The organism is Stenotrophomonas sp. 28608_Sma, from assembly GCF_056486185.1.
In genome coordinates this window covers 3,849,362-3,870,158 of the sequence record NZ_CM151308.1, presented here as the reverse complement: position 1 = coordinate 3,870,158, position 20,797 = coordinate 3,849,362, and the positions used below count along the sequence as shown (strand labels likewise).

Genomic DNA, 20,797 nt, shown 5'->3' with positions numbered 1-20,797 from the left:
AGAGCCGAGCCCACGCTCGGCTGCTTTCGTTTCCGGACCGGCAAACCCGCCCGGATCCGGTAGCGCCGGGCCATGCCCGGCGGCCTGCATTACCGGCTGGGCCACACCCGACCGGCTGCAGTTGTAGAGCCGAGCCATGCTCGGCTGCTTTCGTTACCGGCCACGGTAGCCCACCCGCCACGTGTCCCACCAAGAAGTCCCCGCCATGACCGCCGTTACCTCGTCCAGCGCCGCAGCCACGCCCAGTGAGATCGTGCAGTCGCCGCTGCCACGCCTGAAGATCACCGAGATCTTCACCTCGCTGCAGGGCGAAGCCGATACCGCCGGCTGGCCGACCGTGTTCGTGCGCCTGACCGGCTGCCCGCTGCGTTGCCAGTACTGCGACACCGCCTATGCCTTCCATGGCGGCACCTGGTGGGACATCGACGACATCGTGGCCGAGGTGCTGGCCCAGGGCGTGCGCCACGTCTGCGTGACCGGTGGCGAGCCGCTGGCACAGAAGCGCTGCCTGGTACTGCTGCAGAAGCTGTGCGACGCCGGCATGGATGTCTCGCTGGAAACCTCCGGTGCGCTGGACGTCAGCGCCGTGGACCCCCGGGTATCGCGCGTGGTCGACATCAAGACCCCGGGTTCGGCCGAAGTGGCGCGCAACCGCTGGGACAACCTGCCGTTGCTGACCGCCCGCGACCAGATCAAGTTCGTCATCTGCAGCCGCGAGGATTACGACTGGGCCAAGTCCCTGTTGGCCGAGCACGATCTGGTGAAGCGTTGCACCGTGTTCTTCTCGCCGAGCAAGGGTGAGATCACCGCGCGCCAGCTGGCCGACTGGATCGTCGAGGACCGGCTGCCGGTGCGCTTCCAGATGCAGTTGCATAAAATCCTGTGGAACGACGAGCCGGGCCGATGAGCCCAGGCAGCGTTCCCTGATGTAGCTCCGGCGCGGGACAGCGTGCTGGCTTTCCCCTCCCAACCGGATGTTTTACCCATGAAGAAGGCAGTCGTGCTTCTCTCCGGCGGCATGGATTCAGCCGCCGTCATCGCCATGGCCCAGGAACAGGGCTTCGCCGTGCATGCCCTGAGCGTGCGCTACGGCCAGCGCCATACTTCCGAACTGGATGCCGCCGCCCGCGTGGCCAAGGCCCAGGGCGTTATCGCGCACAAGACCGTGGACGTGGACCTGCGCAGCATCGGCGGCTCGGCGCTGACCGACGACATCGACGTGCCCGAGGCCGGCGGTGCCGGCATTCCGGTCACCTACGTGCCGGCGCGCAACACCATCATGCTGTCGCTGGCGTTGGGCTGGGCCGAAGTGCTCGGCGCCAACGACATCTTCTGCGGCGTCAACGCCGTGGACTACTCCGGCTACCCGGACTGCCGTCCCGAGTTCGTGGCCGCGTTCCAGGCGCTGGCCAACCTGGCCACCAAGTCGGGCGTGGAAGGCGCGGGCATCAAGGTGCACGCACCGCTGCAGTTCCTCAGCAAGGGCCAGATCGTCAGCGAAGGCGTGCGCCTGGGCGTGGACTTCGGCCTGACCGTGTCCTGCTACAACGCCGACGCCAACGGCGCCGCCTGCGGCCACTGCGATGCCTGCCGCCTGCGCGCGCAGGGCTTCACCGAAGCCGGCGTAGCCGACCCGACGCTGTACGCCTGAAATACGGGTGCCGGGCATGGCCCGGCGCCGCCGGGGTCTGGAATCTGGTAGTGCCGGCCGCTGGCCGGCATTCCCGTGGGTGCCAACCTTGGTTGGCACTGTCCGCAGGGCATGGCCCGGCGCTACCGCTGCCGCAACCACCCCGACGCGTCAATAAACGCCCGCACTGCCTCCGGATCGGCATAGTCCAGTTCGATCATCCGCGCGATCGCCGCCTTCTCATCGGCCTGCTGCCGCATGTACCCCTGCGCGATGCGATACCCGGCGTAGTACCCCACATCACTCACCCCGAACGGATTGCGGGCGCTGTTGTAGAGCCAGTTGTCGAGATTTTCCCCGTTCATCTCAGCAATGAAGCGCGTGCGGATTTCCGCTTCGTGTGTTGCGCCGTAGTCGTAGAAGGGTAATGCCGGCCGGCGCCCACTGATGCGCTCCGCTACATACTCGGCCACACCCTCGCGCACCGCGTACTGGGCCAGGCTGCCGGTGGTCTCGCGCTGCTGCGTATGCACGTACTCGTGCAGGTTGTTCTGCGCGTTGTTCGCCCCCGGGCGGCTGTCGTAGAAGATCCGCAGGCGGCTGCGCATCGGCTCCGGCAGCTCGCTCACGTCCACGCGCTCATCGCCCAGCGCCATCTCCGCTCCGATCAGCACCTTGTCACCCAGCGTCGTGCCGCCGGTACGCAGAACACCGACCGCATAGGTGATGGTGGCGGGGCGCAGGGCGGGGTAAAGCTCCCGGAACGCAGCCAGGTCCCGTTCCAGGGTGGTGCTGGCCTGCTGCGCGTTGGCGGTCAATGGCCGTACTGACGTCCAGAAGCGCGGCCACGTACGCATGGCCGTGGCGTATTCGCGGGCGGTGTAGTTGCGGACCTGCATCAGCGCATGCAGGCCGGGGCTGCCCGGATCGATGTAGCGCTCCTGCACCAGTGCGACCTGGCGTTCAACGTCGGGCTCGGTGCGCACGGCGTCATAGGTAGCCCAGAAGCGGCCGATATCATCAGTGACGACTTGGGGCGGGGCGGCCAGTGCTGCGCAGGGCACCAGCAGGGCGGCAATGAGGCAGAAGGGCAGGCGCATCCGTGGCTCCGGGGAAGGATCACAGATGGGATGCGACGGAGGCCCGGAAGGTTTAAGCCGGCGGCCCAGATCGGGGTAGTGCCGGCCGCTGGCCGGCAACCTCGACGCACCAGGGTTTCACCCGGCCCGGCAAAGTAGGGTAGAATGCCCACCCCGCCGAAAGGCTGGGGCAGTGCAATGGGCCGTTAGCTCAGTCGGTAGAGCAGAAGACTTTTAATCTTTTGGTCGAAGGTTCGAATCCTTCACGGCCCACCATTGCGACAGAAGGGTTTCGGAGCGATCCGGAGCCCTTTTTGTTTTTCCGCAATCGTCAGTCTTTTCCGCAAAATCACTTCGTCGGGGTTACGCGGTCGCCCTTACGCTTTCGCGTGTAGGTCTCGGTCATCACCACGGACGAGTGACCCAACTGTCGCTGCGCTTGGCGGATATCTGCCGCCGCGTCCGCCTTGTCAGTGCCGGCCTTGGCCCGCAGGTCCCGGAACTGGAAGGCCTCCTTGGCAACGCCTGCACGTGCGCGCGCTGCATCGAATCGGCTTCGCAGTTGGCCCTTGCTCAGCGGCTGGCCATACTCATCCAGCAGCAGCGCCGTGTGCACGATCACCGCACCTTTCTGCTTGCCGCGGCGCTTGAATGTCCTGGCACCGAAGCGCACCAGCAGCTCGGCCAGCTCACCCTCGATGGCAATGCGCAGCTTGTGCTTGGTCTTGCTCTGGCTGATATGCAGGAAGCCATCCCGCACGTCTCGCCGATCCATGCTGAGAGCATCGGACGGGCGCTGGCCAGTCAGGTAGGCCAGATCCAGCGCATCGCGCAGCGGCTGATCTGCTGCATCCCACACTGCCCGGTATACGTCATCCTCGACGTACACATCGCGGCCCGCTTCGCCGTAACCACGCACGCCCTTGCAAGGGTTTTCCGCGTCGGTGAAGCCCCATTCCCTGCACTTGTTCCACAAATGGCTCAGCAGCGCTTTCTCTCGGTTGGCGCTGACCATGGCCACCGTCCCGTTCTTCGTTCTCCAGTCCAGGTACTGCCGAACGTGAAGCGGCCGGATCTTCGCCAGCGGCGCTGGTGGATTGCAGAAGAATTCTTCCAGCTTCGCCAGTTCTGCCAGGTTGACCTTGGCCGTTGATGCGCGCTTCTTGGGGATAACCAATTGTTTGTAGCGAGCCGCTGCATCCCGGAAGGTCACGATCTCCGGAACAGCCGCTTCGGTCGCCATCAGCTCCGCCCACTTGCGAACGGCCTCCGGGTAGCTTTTACCCAGCGGAGTTTCTCGCCGCGGCTTACCGCCATGGTCGAAGAAGTAATACGTGGTTTTTCCCCGCGGCCGCTTCCGCATGTGCGGGATCGCGCCCGGATCCTTTGAACGTCGTCCCATTACGCAGCAGGCCTCAACGCGTTGCTTGACCACCCACCTTCTACATCAGGTGCTTTCTTCGCTGACCCATCGACGGCCGACCACATCACCACCGGCCAGCCGGCTGCGTTGATGGTATGGGGGATTCCGTTCCGGGCCAGATTCTGGATCTGCCGACGCTTGGTGTGTGCGCCTGTCAGCTCCGCCACATCGCCGTGCGCGCCAGGACGCATGATTTTGTCAGCCGTTGACACGGCGCACCTCCCGCGGCGAGCCCAGCAGTGGAAGCTGCAGCACATTCTCTGGCAAAGCCGGTTCTGCCTTGCGCGCGCTGCGCGCGGGGCGGTTGAGCCTGCGCCAAGCGGCGATGGCCGCGTCGGGCTCCGCGTGCTTGCTGGTCGACCTGCAGGCGCACTCGACCAGGTGGCCGCCGCCGGCGGAGGCGCAGCGCTTGTCGTGGATGTGGCGCGCGCGGTGGCCGGCGGCGCAGTTCGGCAACCCTTCCGGGTGGCTGATATGTTCCTGGGTCATGGCTTGTTGCACTCCTCGATGTGGGCTTCGAGCTTTTCGATCAGGAAGGTGGCTTCGGTGGCCCGGCGGCGGCGTTCGTGCGTGCTGACCGGCGCGGGACCGGCGTCCCGGATCCACTTCAGCGGTTCAAGGAGCCAGCTCGCCTCAACCGGGAGCCTGGTGCGCGGGTCGACTTTCTGGATCAGTGGCTCACAATCCGGCCCGGCCCAATCCTCGCTGTCGCCGCAGCGGACGCACACGCGCCCCCGGAACTCGTGCAGCTTCTCCGGCTGGATTACGCGAGGTGTCTCGAATAGGGCGCGGACAACGAGCCCACGCTGGTGGGCGGCGTAGACGTGCCCTGCATCGGCCTGGACCCAACAGCCTGGCGCGAAGTCGTCCTTGCGCCGGTACTCCCAGCGCACGGGCTGCGCGCTGTAGAGCGCTTTCAGGAGGGTGTCGGCCCAAGCGTGCACCTGTTTGGCGGCAACGCTGCCGCTGGCGGGATCGACACGTCGCATGGCAGCGACGACCGCAGCGACAGGCGACGATGCTTTGGTGGCCTCGACAACGGTGGCCGGGGAAATTGGCAGTGGTGCGGTCATACGAACAGATCCAGTTGGGCCGGCAGTGCCAGTGCGCGCGGCGGAGTTGGCAGTGGGGCGGGAGTGCTGGCGCGCAAACGCGCGCGCTGAGCGGCGTTGAACGAGAACCAGTAGCCGAGGCCATTCCGTCGCGCTCGCGCCTCGCTGAGGAAGACGCGCGCTGTGTGCTTGGCCTGTGCAGCGGTGAGCAGTTGGTCAGCCATGGTCGGACTCCGCCTGATTCACCCGCATGGCAGAATGCAGCTCAATCCAAAGGGAGGCGCCTGAATGGGTGTGTTGGATGGAATAAGTCAGTGCTGGTGGCTTGGTGAGACATGTGCCGTGAACTGGAATGCTTGGGCGGCAATAGGAACCGTTGCGGCGGTCTTCACGGCGATTTTTGCTCCATCCGTGCAACGACTGTTGATCAGACGAAAAGCGAATGCACTTTTTGCGCTCGCGTATCGAGGGGACGTGCTTACTGTCCTCGTCAAGTTGGCCTCCATCCGAGGCCGATTCCCACTTCACGAGGAGCAAGGGGCTGCGTGGGCCGCGCAAGAGCTTCTCCAGCGGGACGAGTCTGCTCGAATGGAACTCTTGGCGAAGGCCAGGTCTCTCGACGTTCTCACGAAGAGAGAGCTTGATATGAGTAAATGGCCGGCTGTGGACCTCGATCTTGCGGCCACGGTGGCACGTGCGATGGAATCGGTTCGACACTTTCAAACGGGCGCGGAGGTTCTTGCAGTTCCAGAAGGCGACCGCAACTGGGAGCTGATGTTTGGCACCATAGATGAGGCACTTCGCGAGGCTCTGGCGATGGTTGATCGAGCAGAGCTGTCCTTGATGAAAGCCCTTGTTGCGATGCCAAAGACCTAGCACAGCTGGTCGCATCTCGCGGTAGTTGTAGACTTCAGCCATTGCGCACCGCCGTGTCGTTGGTGATCGCCTTCATCGCCAGCCCCGCAGGTACTCGCCGAACGTCACGCCACCGTCGTAGCGCAGGAACTGCTGGTAGCGCTGCTGCGACCTGGTCAGTTTTGGCGGAGGCGGGGTGTGCTCCTGCACCGCGGCTCGGCCGGCCTGCGTGACGTTGAACAGGTCGCTGCCGCCGGTGAGCGCATTGCCCTCGCGCCGGACCATGAATCCACGCTCGACCAACACCATGCAGTGCTTGTAGTCGGTGCCGCCTGGGCCGGTGACGAAGTGACTGCGGTAGCTGCGCTCCCGGCCGTACTCGCCGACGCCCAGGGCGTGGCGAAGGATCTGCAGCTCGGCATCCGGCAGTGCGCCGGCGTTGGTCTGGTCAGCCATTGCCCAACGCCTGGCTGTCTATCAGGGCGCGCAGGCGGCGTGCCTGTGCATAGATCACACGGGACTGCGGCTGCTTCTCGGCACTGAACGCGAACTCCTCGCCAAACTCGGCAAGCGCCCGGAACTGCCCCAGGTCCACGGCCTGCGCGGGCGGGGCGGCGTAGAGCTTGGTCCCGATGGGTGGCATCGGTCCGATCCACAGAAGACCCCCACCACCGAAGGCGCCATTCTCGATCACTGCCACCGGCTCCCCCACCGGCTCCCCCACCGGCTGGCGGGCGGCGAGGGCGGCTACCAGCGCGTCGTAGGTGGCCATCGAAATCGTGCCGCCGTAGTCGCCGCTATCAACGTCGCTGATTACGCGGCGCGCGGCATCGGCCAGTGCATCCTGACCACCCGGGGAGGGCTGGGCGGATAGTTCGCTCAGAACTTGAGCTGCAATGCGGCAGTCGCGGGCACGGTCAGCCCACTCGGCAAGCCCAGTTGGCATGTAGGTGCTGAGCCGGTGTGCAACCTCGCCGATGCTGCCGGATAGCCATTTCAGATCAACGTCGCCGTGATATGCCACCTGGGAGGGCTGGGCGGAGAGGGCGGCATTCCATCCGAGCTTCGCCGAGTTGAGGTGGCTGTCAACGTAGTTGCCATGCTCGTCAGCGGCGACGCAGGCGCCGATGCTGCGCGCCCACGCCTGAAACTCAAGCCGATCCAGCTCGGCCTGGTCCCCCAGCCTCACCCTCCCACCGGGCTGTGCGTCCGCCAGGGTCTTGTTGTCGTTGCTCATGCCTGCATGTCCTTGCTGTTGGTGGAGCGCGCGCTGTGCGCGGCGAGGTGTTCCCAGCGTTCGGCTTCGCCCACGTAGTACTCGTGTCGTTCCTGGCGGACGGTGGCGGTGAACTGCACGTCGGTCAGTGCACGCTCGGCAGCAGCGCGGTTGGCGGCTGCCATGCGGGCCGGGTCGTGATCGAAGATGTCGAGCTGGTTACGCACGCTGGACTCCTGGAATGGGTTGCCGGCTGGTGGAACCCGGCCGGCGCGGGTTCCCTGCGCTACAGGGTGAGAGCGCAGGGCAGGGGGTCAGTGGGTGTCGTCAGCGGTCAGCGGCGCGCGCTGCCGCTCTTCGTGGCGGCGCTGCATCTCGTCCTTGAAGTCGGGCCAGCTGGTGTTGAGGTCTTCCCAGCAGCGCCATGCGAAGAACACGGCGCCGATGGCGCAGGCGAGGGCGACGGCGTCGACCTGGTTGCGCAGGGCCCAAGCGAGCAGGGCGAGGAGCAGGCCGACGACGACGGCGCAGAAGAAGGGTAGGGCCAGGTGGCGCATTACTCGGCCCCGCACAGGAAGCCCGCGCTGGCTTCTTCCAGCCACGTCCGCATGGTGGTCATCTCGCCGGTCGGCTGTTCGTCTTCGCCGAATTCAGGGATCGACCGATCCAGTTCTGCGGCGGACACCTCGCGGGGATAGCCGTCATCGCAGGGATCGCCCATGTCTTCCTCATACAGACGGGCGGCATCTTCGGGCGTAGCGGCGGCGTAGATGGTCGGCATGTCATCGACGTAGAAGGCTTTCAGCTTGGTCATGGGGTTCTGCTCCTCGGTGATGGCGTAGAACGCGCCGTCGGCGGTGATGCCGACTTCGGCGTGCATGTCGGGGCCGTTGGCCAGGTCCATGCCGATCCAGATCGGGGCCGGCCCGGCGGGCGGGGTGATGGGCGGGATGCCGACGGCCATGGCGGCGAAGAAGTCGTGGTCGGTCACGAGTGCACCCCCGTGAAGCTGAAATTGCAGGCGCGCTGACAGTTGCCGTTCCTGGCTTCCCAACGCAGCGAGGCGATCTCTTCCTCATGCGGCGTCAGGGCGTCTTTGATGGCCTGGAACGAGGGCAGCGTGAAGTCCTGGAAGGCCGACAGCTTCTCGGCCAACCAGATGGCGCGGTAGTGGGTTGGCAGGCCGCGCTGCACGCACGCTCCGGTGTCCACGTGCGTGACCTGCCAGTCGCCCAACTCGGCCGTGGTGCGATCGCCCATCATGGTCGACTCGTCGTCGCTGTAGACGTGGTGGCAGAAGAACGGGCCGACCACAAAGCCGGTGAACTTGCTCGGCGGCGAGGCGTCTGCTCGCTGTAGGTCTTCGCCGCGCGGCAGGGTGAAGGTCTGCATTGCGGCCGGCACGGAGGGGAATGTGGTCATGCGACACCGCCTTTGACGCGGATGCTGGGCTTGCCGTCGACTTCGACCGAGGGATAGAAAACTCGGTACTTGCCGGTTTTCAGGTTCTTCGTGCGTACATTGATTGACGCCCACGGCTTTTCGTTGACGGTGAGGTGCAGGTGGACAGTGGTGCGGACGATCAATGCCTCGCGCTCGACCGGCGGGTGGCCATAGCGTTGCGTGCGAACGATGCAGCGCGCACCCGGCGGATATGCGTCCCAGCCGGCGTCAAACGCGTCCATTGCCGCGCCTTCCAGCACCGAGAGATGAGTGTCCAGTGCCGGGTGGTCGTCGCGATACTGACGGCTCATGCTGCACCGCCTTTGACGCGGGCGAGGGCAGCCGCGCGGCGGTCCCATGCTGCGCGAGCTGCAAGGAATTCGTCGTGCTTGGAGGGATCCGACAGCCATGCCGCCCGGGCGCGGTCGTACTCCGAATCAGCAGCGATCAGGTCGGTTACTGCATCCCGCAGCGAGTTGACCTCGCGATACTCGGAAGGGTCGCCGGATGCCGCCCGTTCGCAGAGGGCATCCAGCAGCGCCATCGCATCGACAGGGGCGCTCATGCCCCGATAGGTTTCGCGGCAGCGTTCGATGGACTCGCCGCAGCAATGGCAGCGCTGCTCGTGGGGTTGAACATGGACAAGGGCGCTCATGCAGCACCGCCTTGGGCGCGCGCTGCGCTGCGGACGGCGGCGACGGCGCCGGCAGCGCTCTTGCCCTGCCGCAGGACGGCATTGGCGGCGATGCTGGAGGCAGCGACGACCTGGTGGGGGAGGAGGCCCCAGCGGCGCCCGGCGCGGGCGACGATGCCGGCGGCGGCAGCGGCACGCTGGGCGTTGGAGTGGTGGGCGAGGGCGGCGCTCATGCGGCTGCGTCCTGGCTTTCGCCGCGCAGCTGATGCGCGGCGTGCTGGATCTCCACCGAGAGGTGGTCGGCCTCTGCCAGTTCAATGTAGAGGCTGGCGGCGCCTACCTTGATGGCGACCACGCCGAGGGAAGGAATCGCTACGACGGTAGGTGGCGCCTTACTGACGCCCAGGGAAAGGGTGGCCATGCGTGATCTCCTGCGCCCGGCCCCGGGATGGGGTGGTGTTGGGCGACCGGGCTAGATTAGGAGTGGCTAATCCTCCAGTCAATAGGAGTGGCTAATATTTTTCTGAACGGACTTCCTAATGGGGGACGGGCTTACGTAGGGGTGGGGCTGATCACCCCTGCAAGTGATACGGCTGAGCCAGGCTGGGACACTGTCCAGGAGGCAGATCGGAGGCAGGGACGCGCCCAGTCGTGTTTAACGTTAAACGGATCGACCAGTTGCCCATGCAGCGTCGGTACTGCAATGCATCACCAAGATGAACGGGTATTCAGGGCTGCACTTTGAGCCTGTTCAATCAGGTACTTAGCGCTCCATTTATCCACCGGTTCATAGAGGATCTGCGCAAACGGGTCGACCTAAGTTCATCGTGGAACCTTGGGGGCGGACCAGGCGTGGTGGGAATTGCACCGTCTATGCGACGTGCCTTGAAGCGTTGCCGCTATTGGCTTCACTAAGGTTTGACGACCAAAAGCCGACAGTCTTTTCGAGGGTGGAATTCGTGTGACTTGTTTCACGGAGCGCTACCAAACATGACCGCCAGTTTTGTGTCAACAAACATGTTGTTGTTTTTGCGGAAGTGAAACCCTAAGATTGCTCGCGTAGTAGGTAGCAAATTGCTACCCACCACTTATTGATGTATCGGCAGACCGCCCGGCTGCCTAATAGAGCTGCCCACGGAGGGTCAGCATTTGGAGAACTCTATGCGTCCGAACCAGCTACTTCTGCGTTGCTTTGCGGAACGCGAGGATGGGTTGTGGGTGGCGTATTGCCTCGATCTGTCGCTTGCTGCCCAGGCTGACAGCCTAGCCGAGGTCAAGCACAAGCTTGATCAGCAAGTCCGCGAGTATGTTGCGGATGCTCTGGCTGGCCAAGATCGCAAGCATGCAACGTACCTGATGACCCGCAGAGCCCCTCTCGGCCTTTGGGCGCGGTACTACTTTGCACGGCTGATGGTTGCGCTGAATGGGCTAATTCATAGCCAAGTTCCGCGAGACGAGAAGGTGTTCCGAGAGCCCGTTCCGATGGTCCCGGCTGGCTGCCGATAGGAGAGTATGGTCAGGGAGCGGCCGGTTACTCATAAGGAATTTACGGCGGTACTCAAGCATCTGGGCTTCGAACCCCGCGCGCAGACGAGTGGAACTTCGCACGTGCAGTGAATCGCCCAGGGTTTTCTAGACAGTCGTCAGCCGTTTAGTGCGTACTGCTTCTCGAACTCTACCGGGGACAGCCCGTCGTTGGAACTGTGCCGCCGTTTTGGGTTGTAGAACATCTCGATGTACTGGAAGACGTCGGCCCGTGCCTCGTCGTGATTGCTGTAGATCCTCCGCTTAATACGCTCCCGCTTCAGTAGCTGGAAGAAGCTCTCCATCGCTGCGTTGTCATGGCAGTTTCCTCGTCGACTCATGCTGCACACGATGTCGTGCTCGCGCAGGAAGCTCTGCCAGTCTTCGCTGGTGAACTGGGTTCCCTGGTCGGAGTGAAGCAGAAGCCCGGGGCTTGGCTTGCGCCGCCACACTGCAGCCAATAGCGCCTGCAAAACCAGGTCCGTATGTTGAGTTGGTCGGGTTGCCCATCCAACGACCTGACGCGAAAACAGATCAAGCACTACCGCCAAGTACAGGAAGCCGTCGTACGTGCGGATGTAGGTGATGTCCGTGACCCACGCGCGATTTGGCTCACTGACTTTGAAGCCGCGAGCCAGAACGTTCTTGGCGACTGATCCAACAGGGCCGCTCAATGGGCGTGGTCGCCGACCGTAGCCGACCATTGCCCGCAGCCCCTCGCTCTTCATCAAGCGTGCCACGCGATGACGACTACACGTCTCGCCAAGCTCGCGCAGATCTGTGGTCACTTTGCGGTGGCCATACACAGAGCCGCTTTCCAGCCAGCTGTGCTTGATTAGGCCGAGCAACCGCTGATCGTCCTTGTCGCGAGCGCTTGCCGGCTCTTTTAGCCAGGCGTAGTAGCCACTGCGATGGACGCCAAGCATCCGACACATCGCCGCGAGGCCGAACTCATCTGCGTGTTGCTTCATGAAGGCGTACTTTGCTCTTACCCCTTTGCAAAGTACGCGGCGGCTTTTTTTAGGATGTCTCGCTCTTCAGTGACCCTGCGTAGCTCAGCCTTGAGGCGGCGCACTTCCGCGTTCTGGTCCTGCTCGACACGCCGGCCAACATCGCCTTTGCCTTGTTGCCGCTTCCAGCCGTAAAGACTATGGATCGACACGCCCAGTCGCTCGGCAACCTCCGCTACCGGACGGCCGTACTCAACGATCTGTCGGACCGCCTCGATCTTGAACTCATCGGTGTACCGCTTCGTGCTCATAACCACCTCCGCCTAAGCCATAGTTTATGGCTGCGAGGTGTCTACGGAACCCTGGGCGATTCACAGTGGGTGAAGGAGACGCCGAACGGGATCCTCAAGGTGACCGTAGACGAGCATCATGCCCCATATCACAGAGGGCTCCTCAAGTTGATGATGGCGCAAGCTGGTCTAAAGAAAAAAGACTTCTTTGCCTTGCTTGATCAAGTGTGAGCCCCGCCTAGGCGGGGCTTTTCTGTTGTCCCAAATTGGGACGGTAGTAGAAATTTTCTCGCTACTTAGAACTTCCGCAGGCCGGCGTGGATCAGCGCCTTACCCAAGATGCTCACATCGCCAGGATCTGGCCTATAGGCCGGGAAGTCAGTGTTGACGCTTACGACGTAGAGACCGTCGCCGCGCTTCTGCAGCATCTTGATCTGCGTCTCGCCCCCGATGTTGATCAGGTAGTAGTCATCGCCGTCGAAGTAGTCGCAGCTTGTGTCGATCCAGACAATGTCGCCGTCTTCGAGCTTGGGTTTCATCGACGGCCCACGGCCGGTAATGATCTGGATTCGGCCTGGCTTAGGTAGGTAACCGAGCTTCCTGCGGACTTCCCATTCTGCGACCTCGATGGTCTTCACCACCTCTGGGTAGTCCTGGTTGACCATCCCTGCACCCATTCCCGCACCCCCTTCAAACAAGTCGAAGCGAACATAGCCGGGTGGCGTCTCAATCTCTCGGACTGGCGAGATCCACTCAGTCGGATCCGTGCTGGACTGCATCTGCCCCTTGCCAGTGGCAAGCCACGTCTCGTTCACGCCCAGGGCTTTGGCGGCGGCCAGCAGGTTCTCGCCGCGGAGAAATTTTGCTTTGCCGCTGAACCAGCCATTGACACTGGGCGCGGAGATTCCGACGCGCCGGGCAAGTTCGGCCTTGGTCAGCTGGGCGTGCTCGATTGCGAGCGTCAAACGTTCGGCAAGAGTAGTCATTAGGAAAGGCTAACTACAATTGAATTAGGACTGGCTATTGACTGGCGCATTAGCTAGTCCTAACCTTGGCGGCATGGACAACCTTACTGCTTCCGAGATCATCGACCGCTTGGGCGGCACCTCCGAGGTGGCCCGCATCTGCCGCATCAAGCCGCCGTCCGTCAGTGAGTGGCGTGCCAGTGGAATTCCCCCAGCGCGCAGGCAGTTCCTCGAATTGCTGCGGCCGGAAGTCTTCGTGGGGTCCAGCATTGCGGCTGTCCGCCAGCTGGTCGACAGCCGCATGAGTAAGCGCGCGCTGCGCGCCAAGCTTGGTATGGCCAGTGACAAGCACTTGGCCACCCTGCTGCAGCTTCCCGTCGAAGAGGTTGCGGCATGGCCAGAGGAGGGCGTTCTGCCCGCCTTGCCGCAGATCCAGCGCTTGCTCGGCGCTGAGCCCCAGGCCGCTGCTGAGCCAGCGAACGATGATCCCGACGCCAATCGCATCGCCCCGGTCGACACCGCCTGAAAGGCCGTCCCTGGCCGTCGTCCCTGACTTGTTGATCTCCATGGCGCCCATCGTGCGCCACCCGGGCCCAGCCCGAAACCTTGAAACACAGCCTTCCCCAAGGTGACCCATGACCTGCCGTACATCTGCACTCAACTGGCTCGACGTTCTCTACAACTCGGTGCGCAAGACGCCCGGCGGTGTGGTGGACGCAGCCGCTTTCTTGGCCGACCGCCGCGGCAAGTCGATGCACCCGGAGACGCTGCGCGCGAAGCTGCGCGGGTTGGAGGGTGAATCGGTGACGATGGAAATCGCCGAACTGCTGACCGAGTGGATGCAGGAGAAGGCCGGCGGCAGCGATTACGCCCTGGACTGGATGCAGGCGCTGGCGGGCCAGTTCGGCATGGCCGTGGCCACCGTTCCGCCGCCGCCGGAGGGCGGCTGGTCGGACGAGATTGGCGCCATCCAGACGAAGCTGCTGGAGATCACCACGCGGGTGGGGCGCCTGTCGGGTACGGCAGTGGAAGCCATCGCCGACCGCCACATCGACAGCGACGAAGCCAAGCTGATGGTGGAAGAGGCCAACTCGCTGATCACGATGGCGCACCGGCTGATCCGCAACGTGTCGCGCGCTGCAGCGAAGGGGAGGGCGCGAAATGTCTAACTGCCCGCGAAATCCCTTGAGTTGGCCTACAACGCTGGAGATCTATGCAATGACCATTGGAAGCATCTTCAGCGAGGTGTATCCATGAACGTTCCGGCCCGCTCCACTGATCCGCAGTCCAGCCACATCGCCGCAGCTGACCTCGCTGCCAGCGGCGCGCTTCGTGTCCAGCACGCCAAGACAGAGGCCGCTGTGACCCGCCATCCCGGCCACAGCAGTCTGCATCTCTCGGTATTGACCGGCCTGGACCGCCACATGCTGGGCCGCCGTCTGCCTGAGTTGGCCCGAGAGGGGCGAATTTGGCGTGGGCCGACCGCTCCGTGCGCCACCACCGGCAAGCCTGCGTGCACCTGGTGGCCTGTTGCGCCGGGCCAGAACATGACGCTGGGGCTCTGACATGTCGACCATCATCATGTCGCAGTGCTGGCCGCTGCAGGGCCTGAGCGTCACGCAGAAGGCCGTGCTGATCTCGCTGGCCGACCAGGCGAACGACGACGGCGTGTGCTGGCCAGCGGTCGGCACCATTGCCGCGCGCTGCTGCATGTCGGCGCGCGCTGTGCGTAGCGCCATGGATCACCTGGAGGCCGTTGGCCTGCTGGCGCGTGATCGCCGATTCAACAGCAGCACCGTCTACTCGGTTACGCCGGCCAAGTTCAACGCTGCCGCTGCGCCGTCCAAGGGCACCCGCAAGACCGGAAAGAACGGTACTGCACCGGGCGCAGGTGCTGCGCCCCATGCAGGGGGTGCGCCCGGTGCAGGCGGGGATGCGCCCGCTGCAGGAGGGGATGCACCGGGCGCAGGTCTGGAGGTGCGCCCCGTGCCGCCTAACCGTCATATAACCCCCATTGAACCGTCAGATGAACCGCCAATTGCGCCGCCGGTGGCGCCGCCGCCGACGAAGGCGGAGCTGGAGGAGCAGATGCAGTTGGCCTGCAAGGCGACGTGGGGCGCCTACCGAGCCGCCTACCGCAATCGGCACGGCGTGGACCCGGTCCGCAACGCCAAGGTCAACACCAACGTTCGGGATCTGGTGAAGCGTCTTGGTCGTGAAGAGGCGCCGCTGGTGGCTGGGTGGTTCGTGAGCGTCAACGAGCAGTACGCCGTGAAGCGCATGCACGACCTGGGTGTGCTGCTGGCCGGCGCCGAGGCTTACCGCACGCAGTGGGCCACCGGTCGCCAGGTGACCGCCACCATCGCCCAGCAGCAGGACCAGACCCAGGCCAACGCCTCGGCCGCCGACGACGCCAAGGCGCTGCTGCGCCGCATGAAGGGGAACGCCAATGCTCAGTGATGCCGACCAGGACAGGCTGGTCGAAATGCTGGTGGCCACGGCTGAGGTGATGGGCGAGCAGATCCGCCCGGCCGCTGCGGCCTACATGGTTGCCGACCTGGCGACCTATCCGCTGCCGGTGCTGGCCACCGCGCTGACCGCCTGCCGCCGCGAGGTGAAAGGCAAGCTCAGCCTGGCCGCGATCATGGAGCGCATCGACGACGGACACCCGGCACCCAACGAAGCGTGGGCCGTGGCCATCCGCGCCGCTGACGAGGCGGTGACGCTGGTGTGGAGCGAGCAGACCCGTGACGCATGGACTGCGGCGCTGCCGCTGGTGGAGGCTGGCGACAAGATCGCAGGCCGGGCTGCATTCCTGGAGGTCTATACCCGGTTGGTGAAGGAGGCGCGCGCTGCAGGCGGCTGCGCCGTCTACCAGCCGTCGTTGGGCCACGACGCGGGTGCCCGCGACGCCGCGCTGCAGCAGGCGGTCAACGCTGGTCGCTTGGCGCATGAGCAGGTTGCCGAGTACCTGTCGCTGCCACCGGCCACGCCGGCGTTCAATCCGCTGGCACTGCTGGCCGGCCGAGTGGAGGCGAGCCCGGAAGCGAACGAACGCACCCGGAAGCGGCTGGCCGAGATCGCCGAGCTGTTCGGCTCCGCTCAGGACGCTGCGGCATGAGCCAGGACCACGTCGAACTGGAAGTGCGCCCGGTGTCCGAGCCCGTGGCGGTGGCCGGCTGGTATCTGGCCTATGGGTACGGGATCAAGCCGCTGGTGCTGTACGCCACCCGTGGCACGCGCGTGTGGCGCGATGGCATGCGCCAGATCCCGATTACCCGCTATGCCGGCCCGATCCCGGAGCTGCGCTGATGTGGTGGTCGCTTTCGCTTGGCCCACCTCCTTCCCAGGAGGAAAGGGCCCGGATGGAGCTGGCAAAGACGGGCCCTTGCATGGCCTGCCTGGCGTTGCAGATGCAGGAGCTGCTGGAGCCGGAGCTGGTGGTCTACGGCTGCGACTACAACCACGCCAAGAGCGGGAACCTGCGGCGCGGTCACATGTTTGGCTACGCGCTCTGCAAGTGGCACCACATGCGGCATCCGATGGAGGGGAACACCTTCGCGACGATGCGCCAGATCTACGGCCCGAGCCTGATGGATGGCTCGCGGACCTTCCACGAGACGTACGGCTCCGACGACGAGCTGATTGCAAACCAGACATTCATCAACGAACTGAGGGCAGCAGCATGATGGACAGGAGCAAGACCAATGCAGGCCGAGTGCGCGCGCTGTTCGAGCGCCGGCCATCCGCGGCGCTGGTGGCTCGCGAGATCTACCAGGGCGTGGGTGCAACGACGCCCACCGACCGTGACCGAATCCGCAGCGCGCTGCGAGACCTGACCGAGGCCAGCTACCTGGTGAAGGATGGCATTGGCCAACGGGCGTTGTTCCGGCTGTCGGGTATAGGCATGCCCAGGGCATTCGTTGTGACGGACGAGCAGCGCGAGCGCTGCCGTCTCGACAAGGCACACAAGGAAGCGCTGCGCCGGGCCGCAAGGCGAGGTAAGGCGGCCGGCCCGCGCACGGCGGACAAGATGACCATCAGCCGGGCGCGGGTGGAGCGGCTTTCAGGTTTGGCTCCGGCGAAGGCGTGGGGCAAGGAAAAGGACGGCCAGCGACCGGCCGAGACGGTGGAGGAGTTCCAGGCGCGCGGCGGGCAGGTGCAGCGCCTGACGGCCAGCTGGGAGCAGCGCGCATGAACGCCGTGTTTCGCGTGGGCCAGTTGGTCGTCGTGAAGGAGGATCCGGACGTATTCCCGTTCTGTGGCGAGATCGCACGTGTTTCCGTTCTCGATGTCCCTTGTATGGATGGGATCGGAATGGAGGTGGTCAGCGATCAACTGGGCCGGTTCAAGGGCACCTACGAGCAGTTTGAGCCGATTCCTGAAATCAAAGCGAGGCACTGATGGACGGCATCGAGAAGCGGGCGCGATCGCGCGCTGAACAAGCAAACCACCAAGGGGAAGGCGCATGCAAATGAACAATGCTCGAGAACTGCTGTCCAGCCGGACTGGCCCAAAAACGATGAGCTTTGACGGGTCTGCCGGTGGCCCGTCCACCCAGGAGATCGTCGCTGCATTGGCGTACGTTCCGCATGGGCTAGGGCATGAGCTGCTGCAGGCACTATGGTGGCCCGAGAGCGGCCAGCGTCGGCGTGAGCAGTTGCGCCAGGCCGTCGTTGGCTTGGTCGCGCCGGAGTTCACCCGCCAGATGCACGATCTTGCCGATGCCCGCACGGAGTTCGGGATCGCCAAGGCCAGCATGGGCTGGGGCGGGCGCACGGTGACGGATGTGCAGCGACGTGAACTGCGGCGTGCTGAGCAGGCGCTGGAAGATGCAAGGGCGGCGGCGTGGCCGAACAACACGATGGAGCAACTTGGCGGGCTGGCCGGGGCGGTGATCGAAGAGATGGCCGGTGCATGCGAGTGTTCCCGCTGTGGAGGCAAGAAGGTCCTTTTGGACCCGACGATCGCGGGGATCGTGAACTGCGACAGCTGCGGTGGGAGTGGCTTCGATCCGCTCAGCGGGCGGAAGCGTGCAGCCGCCATCGGTGCCGACTGGTCCGCCTACAGCCGGTTCTGGCGACCGGTCTATGAGTGGATGCTCTTCAACTTCCGCGCTGCGGAGGCGCGCGCTGCAAGGCAGTTCAGCAAGGCACTCACGCAGGCGGCATAGCGATGACTTCCTAGGTCATCGAAAAAGGCGGCAATCTTGCCACCATCCAATCGCAAGCCCCGGCCCAGCCGGGGCTTTTTCTTTGCCCGCGTCCCAGCCGGACAAACTCTCGTGCCCAGCCGGCGCTAGGGGCGGGCACCAATCAACCGGGAGGGGCATATGCCGAACCGGACGAGCTACGGGGCCACCATGAAGGACGAAATCATTGGCACTGCCGCTGGTGCTGTAGCGAAGGCTGCTCCACCGGTGACGGTAGCTGGCGCGGTCGCCGCAGGAGCGAACCTCGACCGCGTGGTGGTAGTTCTGACGATCATCTACCTGGTGGGCCAGATCAGCTATCTGGGCTGGCGCTGGGTTCGCGAGTGGCGGCAGAGGGCGCGAGCATGAAGGCCAAGATCGTTGGTAGCAGCGCCGCCGCCATCATTGCTCTGACTGCGGCCGCGCTGGTGAAGCCATGGGAGGGCTACTCGGCGACTCCCTATGTCGACATGGTCGGCGTTGCCACCTACTGCTACGGCGATACCAGCCGCCCGGAAAAGGCGGTCTACACCGAGCAGGAGTGCGCCGAGAGGTTGAACAGCCGGCTTGGGCAGTACCTGACCGGTATTCAGGCATGTATCCGCGTCCCACTACAGCCCCACGAGGCTGCGGCTCTGCTCAGCTGGACCTACAACGTGGGAGTAGGCGCTGCTTGCCGCTCAACACTGGTGGGGCGGATCAACGCTGGCCAGCCCGCCGCGCGCTGGTGCCCGGAGCTGGACCGCTGGGTCTACGCCGGCGGCAAGCGCGTGCAAGGATTGGTGAACCGCCGCGCGGCAGAGCGGGCCATGTGCGAGGGCAAGTCATGAGCCGTATCGCCGTTGTGGTCGTCGCACTCGGCTTGTGGTCCGTCGCCATGTTTGGTGCCGGCTGGACTTGGCGAGGTGACCGGGCGGAGGCGAGGGAAGCCCATCAGCGTGGCGCCGCAGCCTCCGCCGTGGCCGAACAGGTGAATCAGGCCCGAGCCGTCGAACACCGCCAGGCGGACAGCCTGGCAACCATCGGAGCGAAACATGAAGAAGACCGCGCTGCGGCCGAGACCGTCCCTGCTGCTGTTGTGGCTGACCTGCGCGCTGGTCGTCTCCAGTTGCGCGACGACCTCGCCACCTGCAATGCCGCTCGCCTGTCCGCAGCCGTCGCCGGCGCCGTCGAACGTGACCAGGCAGCCCAACTACGAGCAGAGGTCGCGGGCGCTCTTGTTCAAATCGGACGAGACGCCGACGACCACGTCCGGGCCTGCCAGGCCGTGATCGCAGTTGACCGTCAACCGGTGACGCCATGAACCGCCGGCTGCTGGCACTGGGCCGGTTGAAGACCGGCGAGATGAACAAGACCGAGACCGCGTATGCCGAGCGGCTGCGCGCGCTGCAGGCTGCGGGCGAGGTCCAGTGGCACCGGTTCGAGGGCCTGAAGCTGCGTCTGGCCGACAACACGTTCTACACCCCGGACTTTGCCGTCCTTGTTGCCGATGGCGTCATGGAGTGCCACGAGGTGAAGGGTCACTGGCAGGACGATGCCAGGGCCAAGATCAAGATCGCCGCCGCCATGTACCCGTTCCGCTTCATTGCGGTGAAGGTGAGGCCCCAGCGGGACGGCGGCGGCTGGGCAGTGGAGGAGTTCTGATGGCTGCGACAGTGCGCGCGGCAGTACGTATGCGGTGGTGGCTTCGTTGCTACCTCGCCGTAGTGATGTGGTTCGCCCGGGCAACCGGGATGGAGCCGGACTGGGATCGGGTGGACCGGTGGATACGTCGTGGCCTGGTGCTGCAAACAACAGGGGTTACTGATGGACGTTGCACGGATTGAGGCGCTGGCCACTGAGCTGGCCACCGAGCGGGCTGCGCGCGCTGCTGCCGATGCAGCCTTGGCTGCTCGCCTTGACTGCAGCACCGACGCGCGTATCGATCGCTTGATCGGGGCCATCGAGACACTGGGCAAGCAGACCGGCGAGTTGGCGATGCACAACGGGCTGCTGGTGCAGGCCGTGGCCCAGCTGCTGGGTGAGGAAGCCGGTGCACCGGTGCAAGACGAAGGTGCCGAGCCAGAGCGAGTCGACCTGGACGGGAAACCGTACTGATGGCTGCAGGTGATACCCCGCGCCGCGGCAGGACCCGACAAACAGGCGGCAGCGCCTTCGCGCACCTGTATGGCACCGCGCGCTGGCAACGCACGCGCAAGGCGCAGTTGGAGCGTGAGCCGCTGTGCAGCAGGTGCAAGGCCAGAGGCCACGTCACGGTCGCCACGGTGTGCAACCACACCAACGGCCATCCCGCCGGAGAGACGGAGGAGATGTTCTGGACAGGACCCTTCGACAGTCAGTGTGCCAACTGCCATAGCAGCGACCAGGCGCGACTGGAGCGCGGCGCCGCGCAGGTTCGCGGGTGCGACAACGACGGTTGGCCGATAGGTCACTGACGGTTCCACGGCCCGACGTTCCACGTCGAGGGGGTAGGGGGGGCGAATTTATGACGTCGGCCGGCTCCTAGACCGTGCGCCCCCCCAAACACGCGTATCCACAATTCACG

Annotated in this window: 36 protein-coding genes and 1 tRNA gene; 18 read left to right on the top strand and 19 right to left on the bottom strand. The window is 64.7% G+C overall.

The annotated features are described in order from the left end of the window. Positions 1-205 precede the first annotated feature (205 nt). Positions 206-907 (top strand): 7-carboxy-7-deazaguanine synthase QueE, encoded by a 702-nt coding sequence (gene queE / locus ACZLHH_RS18315; protein ID WP_049463254.1) that lies wholly within the window; start codon positions 206-208, stop codon positions 905-907. Between the two features lie 78 nt (positions 908-985). Further along, on the top strand, positions 986-1,651 hold the full coding sequence (queC, locus tag ACZLHH_RS18310; RefSeq protein WP_049422913.1) for a 7-cyano-7-deazaguanine synthase QueC: 666 nt from the start codon (positions 986-988) through the stop codon (positions 1,649-1,651). Between the two features lie 122 nt (positions 1,652-1,773). Here the strand turns inward: queC and ACZLHH_RS18305 are convergent, their stop codons facing one another. After that, positions 1,774-2,730, bottom strand: coding sequence for a DUF2268 domain-containing putative Zn-dependent protease (locus ACZLHH_RS18305; RefSeq protein ID WP_180844952.1), 957 nt, complete (start codon positions 2,728-2,730; stop codon positions 1,774-1,776). Between the two features lie 179 nt (positions 2,731-2,909). Between ACZLHH_RS18305 and ACZLHH_RS18300 the strand changes: the two genes are divergently transcribed. Then, positions 2,910-2,985 (top strand) — tRNA-Lys (locus ACZLHH_RS18300). A 73-nt stretch (positions 2,986-3,058) separates the two neighbouring features. Here ACZLHH_RS18300 and ACZLHH_RS18295 read toward each other — a convergent pair. From ACZLHH_RS18295 to ACZLHH_RS18210, 18 genes are all read right to left on the bottom strand, one after another. Further along, positions 3,059-4,111, bottom strand: a complete 1,053-nt coding sequence (locus ACZLHH_RS18295) for a tyrosine-type recombinase/integrase (protein ID WP_478478789.1) — start codon at positions 4,109-4,111, stop codon at positions 3,059-3,061. Further along, on the bottom strand, positions 4,111-4,323 hold the full coding sequence (locus ACZLHH_RS18290) for a DUF4224 domain-containing protein (RefSeq protein ID WP_223276989.1): 213 nt from the start codon (positions 4,321-4,323) through the stop codon (positions 4,111-4,113). The genes ACZLHH_RS18295 and ACZLHH_RS18290 overlap by 1 nt, the downstream gene beginning before the upstream one ends. 7 nt (positions 4,324-4,330) lie before the next feature. Further along, the gene (locus ACZLHH_RS18285; RefSeq protein ID WP_107432069.1) at positions 4,331-4,621 is read right to left on the bottom strand and encodes a hypothetical protein; all 291 of its coding nucleotides are present in this window, start codon (positions 4,619-4,621) and stop codon (positions 4,331-4,333) included. After that, positions 4,618-5,205, bottom strand: coding sequence for a hypothetical protein (locus ACZLHH_RS18280; RefSeq protein WP_478478725.1), 588 nt, complete (start codon positions 5,203-5,205; stop codon positions 4,618-4,620). The genes ACZLHH_RS18285 and ACZLHH_RS18280 overlap by 4 nt, the downstream gene beginning before the upstream one ends. After that, the gene (locus ACZLHH_RS18275) at positions 5,202-5,408 is read right to left on the bottom strand and encodes a hypothetical protein (protein ID WP_478478724.1); all 207 of its coding nucleotides are present in this window, start codon (positions 5,406-5,408) and stop codon (positions 5,202-5,204) included. The genes ACZLHH_RS18280 and ACZLHH_RS18275 overlap by 4 nt, the downstream gene beginning before the upstream one ends. Next, positions 5,401-6,102: a hypothetical protein gene (locus ACZLHH_RS18270; protein WP_478478723.1), complete on the bottom strand. Its 702-nt coding sequence runs from the start codon at positions 6,100-6,102 to the stop codon at positions 5,401-5,403. Before ACZLHH_RS18270 ends, ACZLHH_RS18275 begins: the two co-directional genes overlap by 8 nt. A gap of 30 nt (positions 6,103-6,132) precedes the next feature. Then, positions 6,133-6,495: a hypothetical protein gene (locus tag ACZLHH_RS18265; protein ID WP_478478722.1), complete on the bottom strand. Its 363-nt coding sequence runs from the start codon at positions 6,493-6,495 to the stop codon at positions 6,133-6,135. Continuing rightward, entirely contained in the window at positions 6,488-7,276 is a 789-nt protein-coding gene (locus ACZLHH_RS18260) for a hypothetical protein (RefSeq protein ID WP_478478721.1), read from the bottom strand. Before ACZLHH_RS18260 ends, ACZLHH_RS18265 begins: the two co-directional genes overlap by 8 nt. Further along, positions 7,273-7,482 (bottom strand): hypothetical protein, encoded by a 210-nt coding sequence (locus ACZLHH_RS18255; RefSeq protein ID WP_107432075.1) that lies wholly within the window; start codon positions 7,480-7,482, stop codon positions 7,273-7,275. Before ACZLHH_RS18255 ends, ACZLHH_RS18260 begins: the two co-directional genes overlap by 4 nt. A gap of 87 nt (positions 7,483-7,569) precedes the next feature. Further along, positions 7,570-7,812: a hypothetical protein gene (locus ACZLHH_RS18250; protein WP_478478720.1), complete on the bottom strand. Its 243-nt coding sequence runs from the start codon at positions 7,810-7,812 to the stop codon at positions 7,570-7,572. Next, a complete protein-coding gene (locus ACZLHH_RS18245; protein ID WP_478478719.1) occupies positions 7,812-8,246 on the bottom strand; it encodes a hypothetical protein in 435 nt (144 codons plus the stop codon). Before ACZLHH_RS18245 ends, ACZLHH_RS18250 begins: the two co-directional genes overlap by 1 nt. Further along, the gene (locus ACZLHH_RS18240; RefSeq protein ID WP_478478718.1) at positions 8,243-8,677 is read right to left on the bottom strand and encodes a hypothetical protein; all 435 of its coding nucleotides are present in this window, start codon (positions 8,675-8,677) and stop codon (positions 8,243-8,245) included. The genes ACZLHH_RS18245 and ACZLHH_RS18240 overlap by 4 nt, the downstream gene beginning before the upstream one ends. Further along, on the bottom strand, positions 8,674-9,009 hold the full coding sequence (locus tag ACZLHH_RS18235; RefSeq protein WP_478478717.1) for a hypothetical protein: 336 nt from the start codon (positions 9,007-9,009) through the stop codon (positions 8,674-8,676). Before ACZLHH_RS18235 ends, ACZLHH_RS18240 begins: the two co-directional genes overlap by 4 nt. Beyond that, positions 9,006-9,353, bottom strand: a complete 348-nt coding sequence (locus tag ACZLHH_RS18230; RefSeq protein ID WP_478478716.1) for a hypothetical protein — start codon at positions 9,351-9,353, stop codon at positions 9,006-9,008. Before ACZLHH_RS18230 ends, ACZLHH_RS18235 begins: the two co-directional genes overlap by 4 nt. After that, positions 9,350-9,565: a hypothetical protein gene (locus ACZLHH_RS18225; protein ID WP_478478715.1), complete on the bottom strand. Its 216-nt coding sequence runs from the start codon at positions 9,563-9,565 to the stop codon at positions 9,350-9,352. Before ACZLHH_RS18225 ends, ACZLHH_RS18230 begins: the two co-directional genes overlap by 4 nt. Continuing rightward, entirely contained in the window at positions 9,562-9,753 is a 192-nt protein-coding gene (locus ACZLHH_RS18220; RefSeq protein ID WP_046983589.1) for a hypothetical protein, read from the bottom strand. Before ACZLHH_RS18220 ends, ACZLHH_RS18225 begins: the two co-directional genes overlap by 4 nt. 1,222 nt (positions 9,754-10,975) lie before the next feature. Further along, positions 10,976-12,117, bottom strand: a protein-coding gene (locus ACZLHH_RS18215) for an IS3-like element ISStma9 family transposase (RefSeq protein WP_087944428.1) whose coding sequence is annotated in 2 segments (ribosomal slippage) — positions 10,976-11,880 and positions 11,880-12,117 — 1,143 coding nt in all. Because the reading frame shifts where the segments join, the coding sequence is not laid out codon by codon here. A 275-nt stretch (positions 12,118-12,392) separates the two neighbouring features. Beyond that, positions 12,393-13,082, bottom strand: a complete 690-nt coding sequence (locus ACZLHH_RS18210) for a LexA family transcriptional regulator (RefSeq protein ID WP_478478714.1) — start codon at positions 13,080-13,082, stop codon at positions 12,393-12,395. 73 nt (positions 13,083-13,155) lie between these two features. On the opposite strand from ACZLHH_RS18210, the gene ACZLHH_RS18205 reads away from it, so the two are divergent. From ACZLHH_RS18205 to ACZLHH_RS18135, 15 genes are all read left to right on the top strand, one after another. Then, positions 13,156-13,587, top strand: a complete 432-nt coding sequence (locus tag ACZLHH_RS18205; RefSeq protein WP_478478713.1) for a hypothetical protein — start codon at positions 13,156-13,158, stop codon at positions 13,585-13,587. Positions 13,588-13,696: 109 nt separating this feature from the next. Continuing rightward, positions 13,697-14,230, top strand: a complete 534-nt coding sequence (locus ACZLHH_RS18200; protein WP_478478712.1) for a phage regulatory CII family protein — start codon at positions 13,697-13,699, stop codon at positions 14,228-14,230. Positions 14,231-14,314: 84 nt separating this feature from the next. Then, on the top strand, positions 14,315-14,626 hold the full coding sequence (locus tag ACZLHH_RS18195; RefSeq protein ID WP_478478711.1) for a winged helix-turn-helix domain-containing protein: 312 nt from the start codon (positions 14,315-14,317) through the stop codon (positions 14,624-14,626). Between the two features lies 1 nt (position 14,627). Beyond that, positions 14,628-15,521, top strand: coding sequence for a helix-turn-helix domain-containing protein (locus ACZLHH_RS18190; RefSeq protein ID WP_478478710.1), 894 nt, complete (start codon positions 14,628-14,630; stop codon positions 15,519-15,521). Beyond that, positions 15,511-16,182 (top strand): hypothetical protein, encoded by a 672-nt coding sequence (locus tag ACZLHH_RS18185; RefSeq protein ID WP_478478709.1) that lies wholly within the window; start codon positions 15,511-15,513, stop codon positions 16,180-16,182. The genes ACZLHH_RS18190 and ACZLHH_RS18185 overlap by 11 nt, the downstream gene beginning before the upstream one ends. Next, on the top strand, positions 16,179-16,373 hold the full coding sequence (locus tag ACZLHH_RS18180) for a hypothetical protein (RefSeq protein ID WP_058982029.1): 195 nt from the start codon (positions 16,179-16,181) through the stop codon (positions 16,371-16,373). Before ACZLHH_RS18185 ends, ACZLHH_RS18180 begins: the two co-directional genes overlap by 4 nt. Before the next feature lie 53 nt (positions 16,374-16,426). After that, entirely contained in the window at positions 16,427-16,750 is a 324-nt protein-coding gene (locus tag ACZLHH_RS18175; RefSeq protein ID WP_478478708.1) for a Ref family recombination enhancement nuclease, read from the top strand. 29 nt (positions 16,751-16,779) lie between these two features. Further along, entirely contained in the window at positions 16,780-17,259 is a 480-nt protein-coding gene (locus ACZLHH_RS18170; protein ID WP_478478707.1) for a hypothetical protein, read from the top strand. Beyond that, positions 17,256-17,465 carry a hypothetical protein gene (locus ACZLHH_RS18165; RefSeq protein WP_478478706.1) on the top strand — a complete coding sequence of 70 codons (210 nt, stop codon included), beginning with the start codon at positions 17,256-17,258 and terminating at the stop codon, positions 17,463-17,465. The genes ACZLHH_RS18170 and ACZLHH_RS18165 overlap by 4 nt, the downstream gene beginning before the upstream one ends. A gap of 70 nt (positions 17,466-17,535) precedes the next feature. Further along, positions 17,536-18,234 carry a hypothetical protein gene (locus ACZLHH_RS18160; protein WP_478478705.1) on the top strand — a complete coding sequence of 233 codons (699 nt, stop codon included), beginning with the start codon at positions 17,536-17,538 and terminating at the stop codon, positions 18,232-18,234. Positions 18,235-18,423: 189 nt separating this feature from the next. Then, the gene (locus ACZLHH_RS18155) at positions 18,424-18,621 is read left to right on the top strand and encodes a hypothetical protein (RefSeq protein ID WP_032954460.1); all 198 of its coding nucleotides are present in this window, start codon (positions 18,424-18,426) and stop codon (positions 18,619-18,621) included. Beyond that, on the top strand, positions 18,618-19,082 hold the full coding sequence (locus ACZLHH_RS18150) for a lysozyme (RefSeq protein WP_478478704.1): 465 nt from the start codon (positions 18,618-18,620) through the stop codon (positions 19,080-19,082). The genes ACZLHH_RS18155 and ACZLHH_RS18150 overlap by 4 nt, the downstream gene beginning before the upstream one ends. Further along, the gene (locus tag ACZLHH_RS18145) at positions 19,079-19,555 is read left to right on the top strand and encodes a lysis system spanin subunit (protein ID WP_478478703.1); all 477 of its coding nucleotides are present in this window, start codon (positions 19,079-19,081) and stop codon (positions 19,553-19,555) included. Before ACZLHH_RS18150 ends, ACZLHH_RS18145 begins: the two co-directional genes overlap by 4 nt. Next, positions 19,552-19,896, top strand: coding sequence for a DUF1064 domain-containing protein (locus ACZLHH_RS18140; RefSeq protein ID WP_478478702.1), 345 nt, complete (start codon positions 19,552-19,554; stop codon positions 19,894-19,896). Before ACZLHH_RS18145 ends, ACZLHH_RS18140 begins: the two co-directional genes overlap by 4 nt. A 162-nt stretch (positions 19,897-20,058) precedes the next feature. Next, positions 20,059-20,349: a hypothetical protein gene (locus tag ACZLHH_RS18135; RefSeq protein ID WP_478478701.1), complete on the top strand. Its 291-nt coding sequence runs from the start codon at positions 20,059-20,061 to the stop codon at positions 20,347-20,349. Positions 20,350-20,797: the final 448 nt, after the last annotated feature.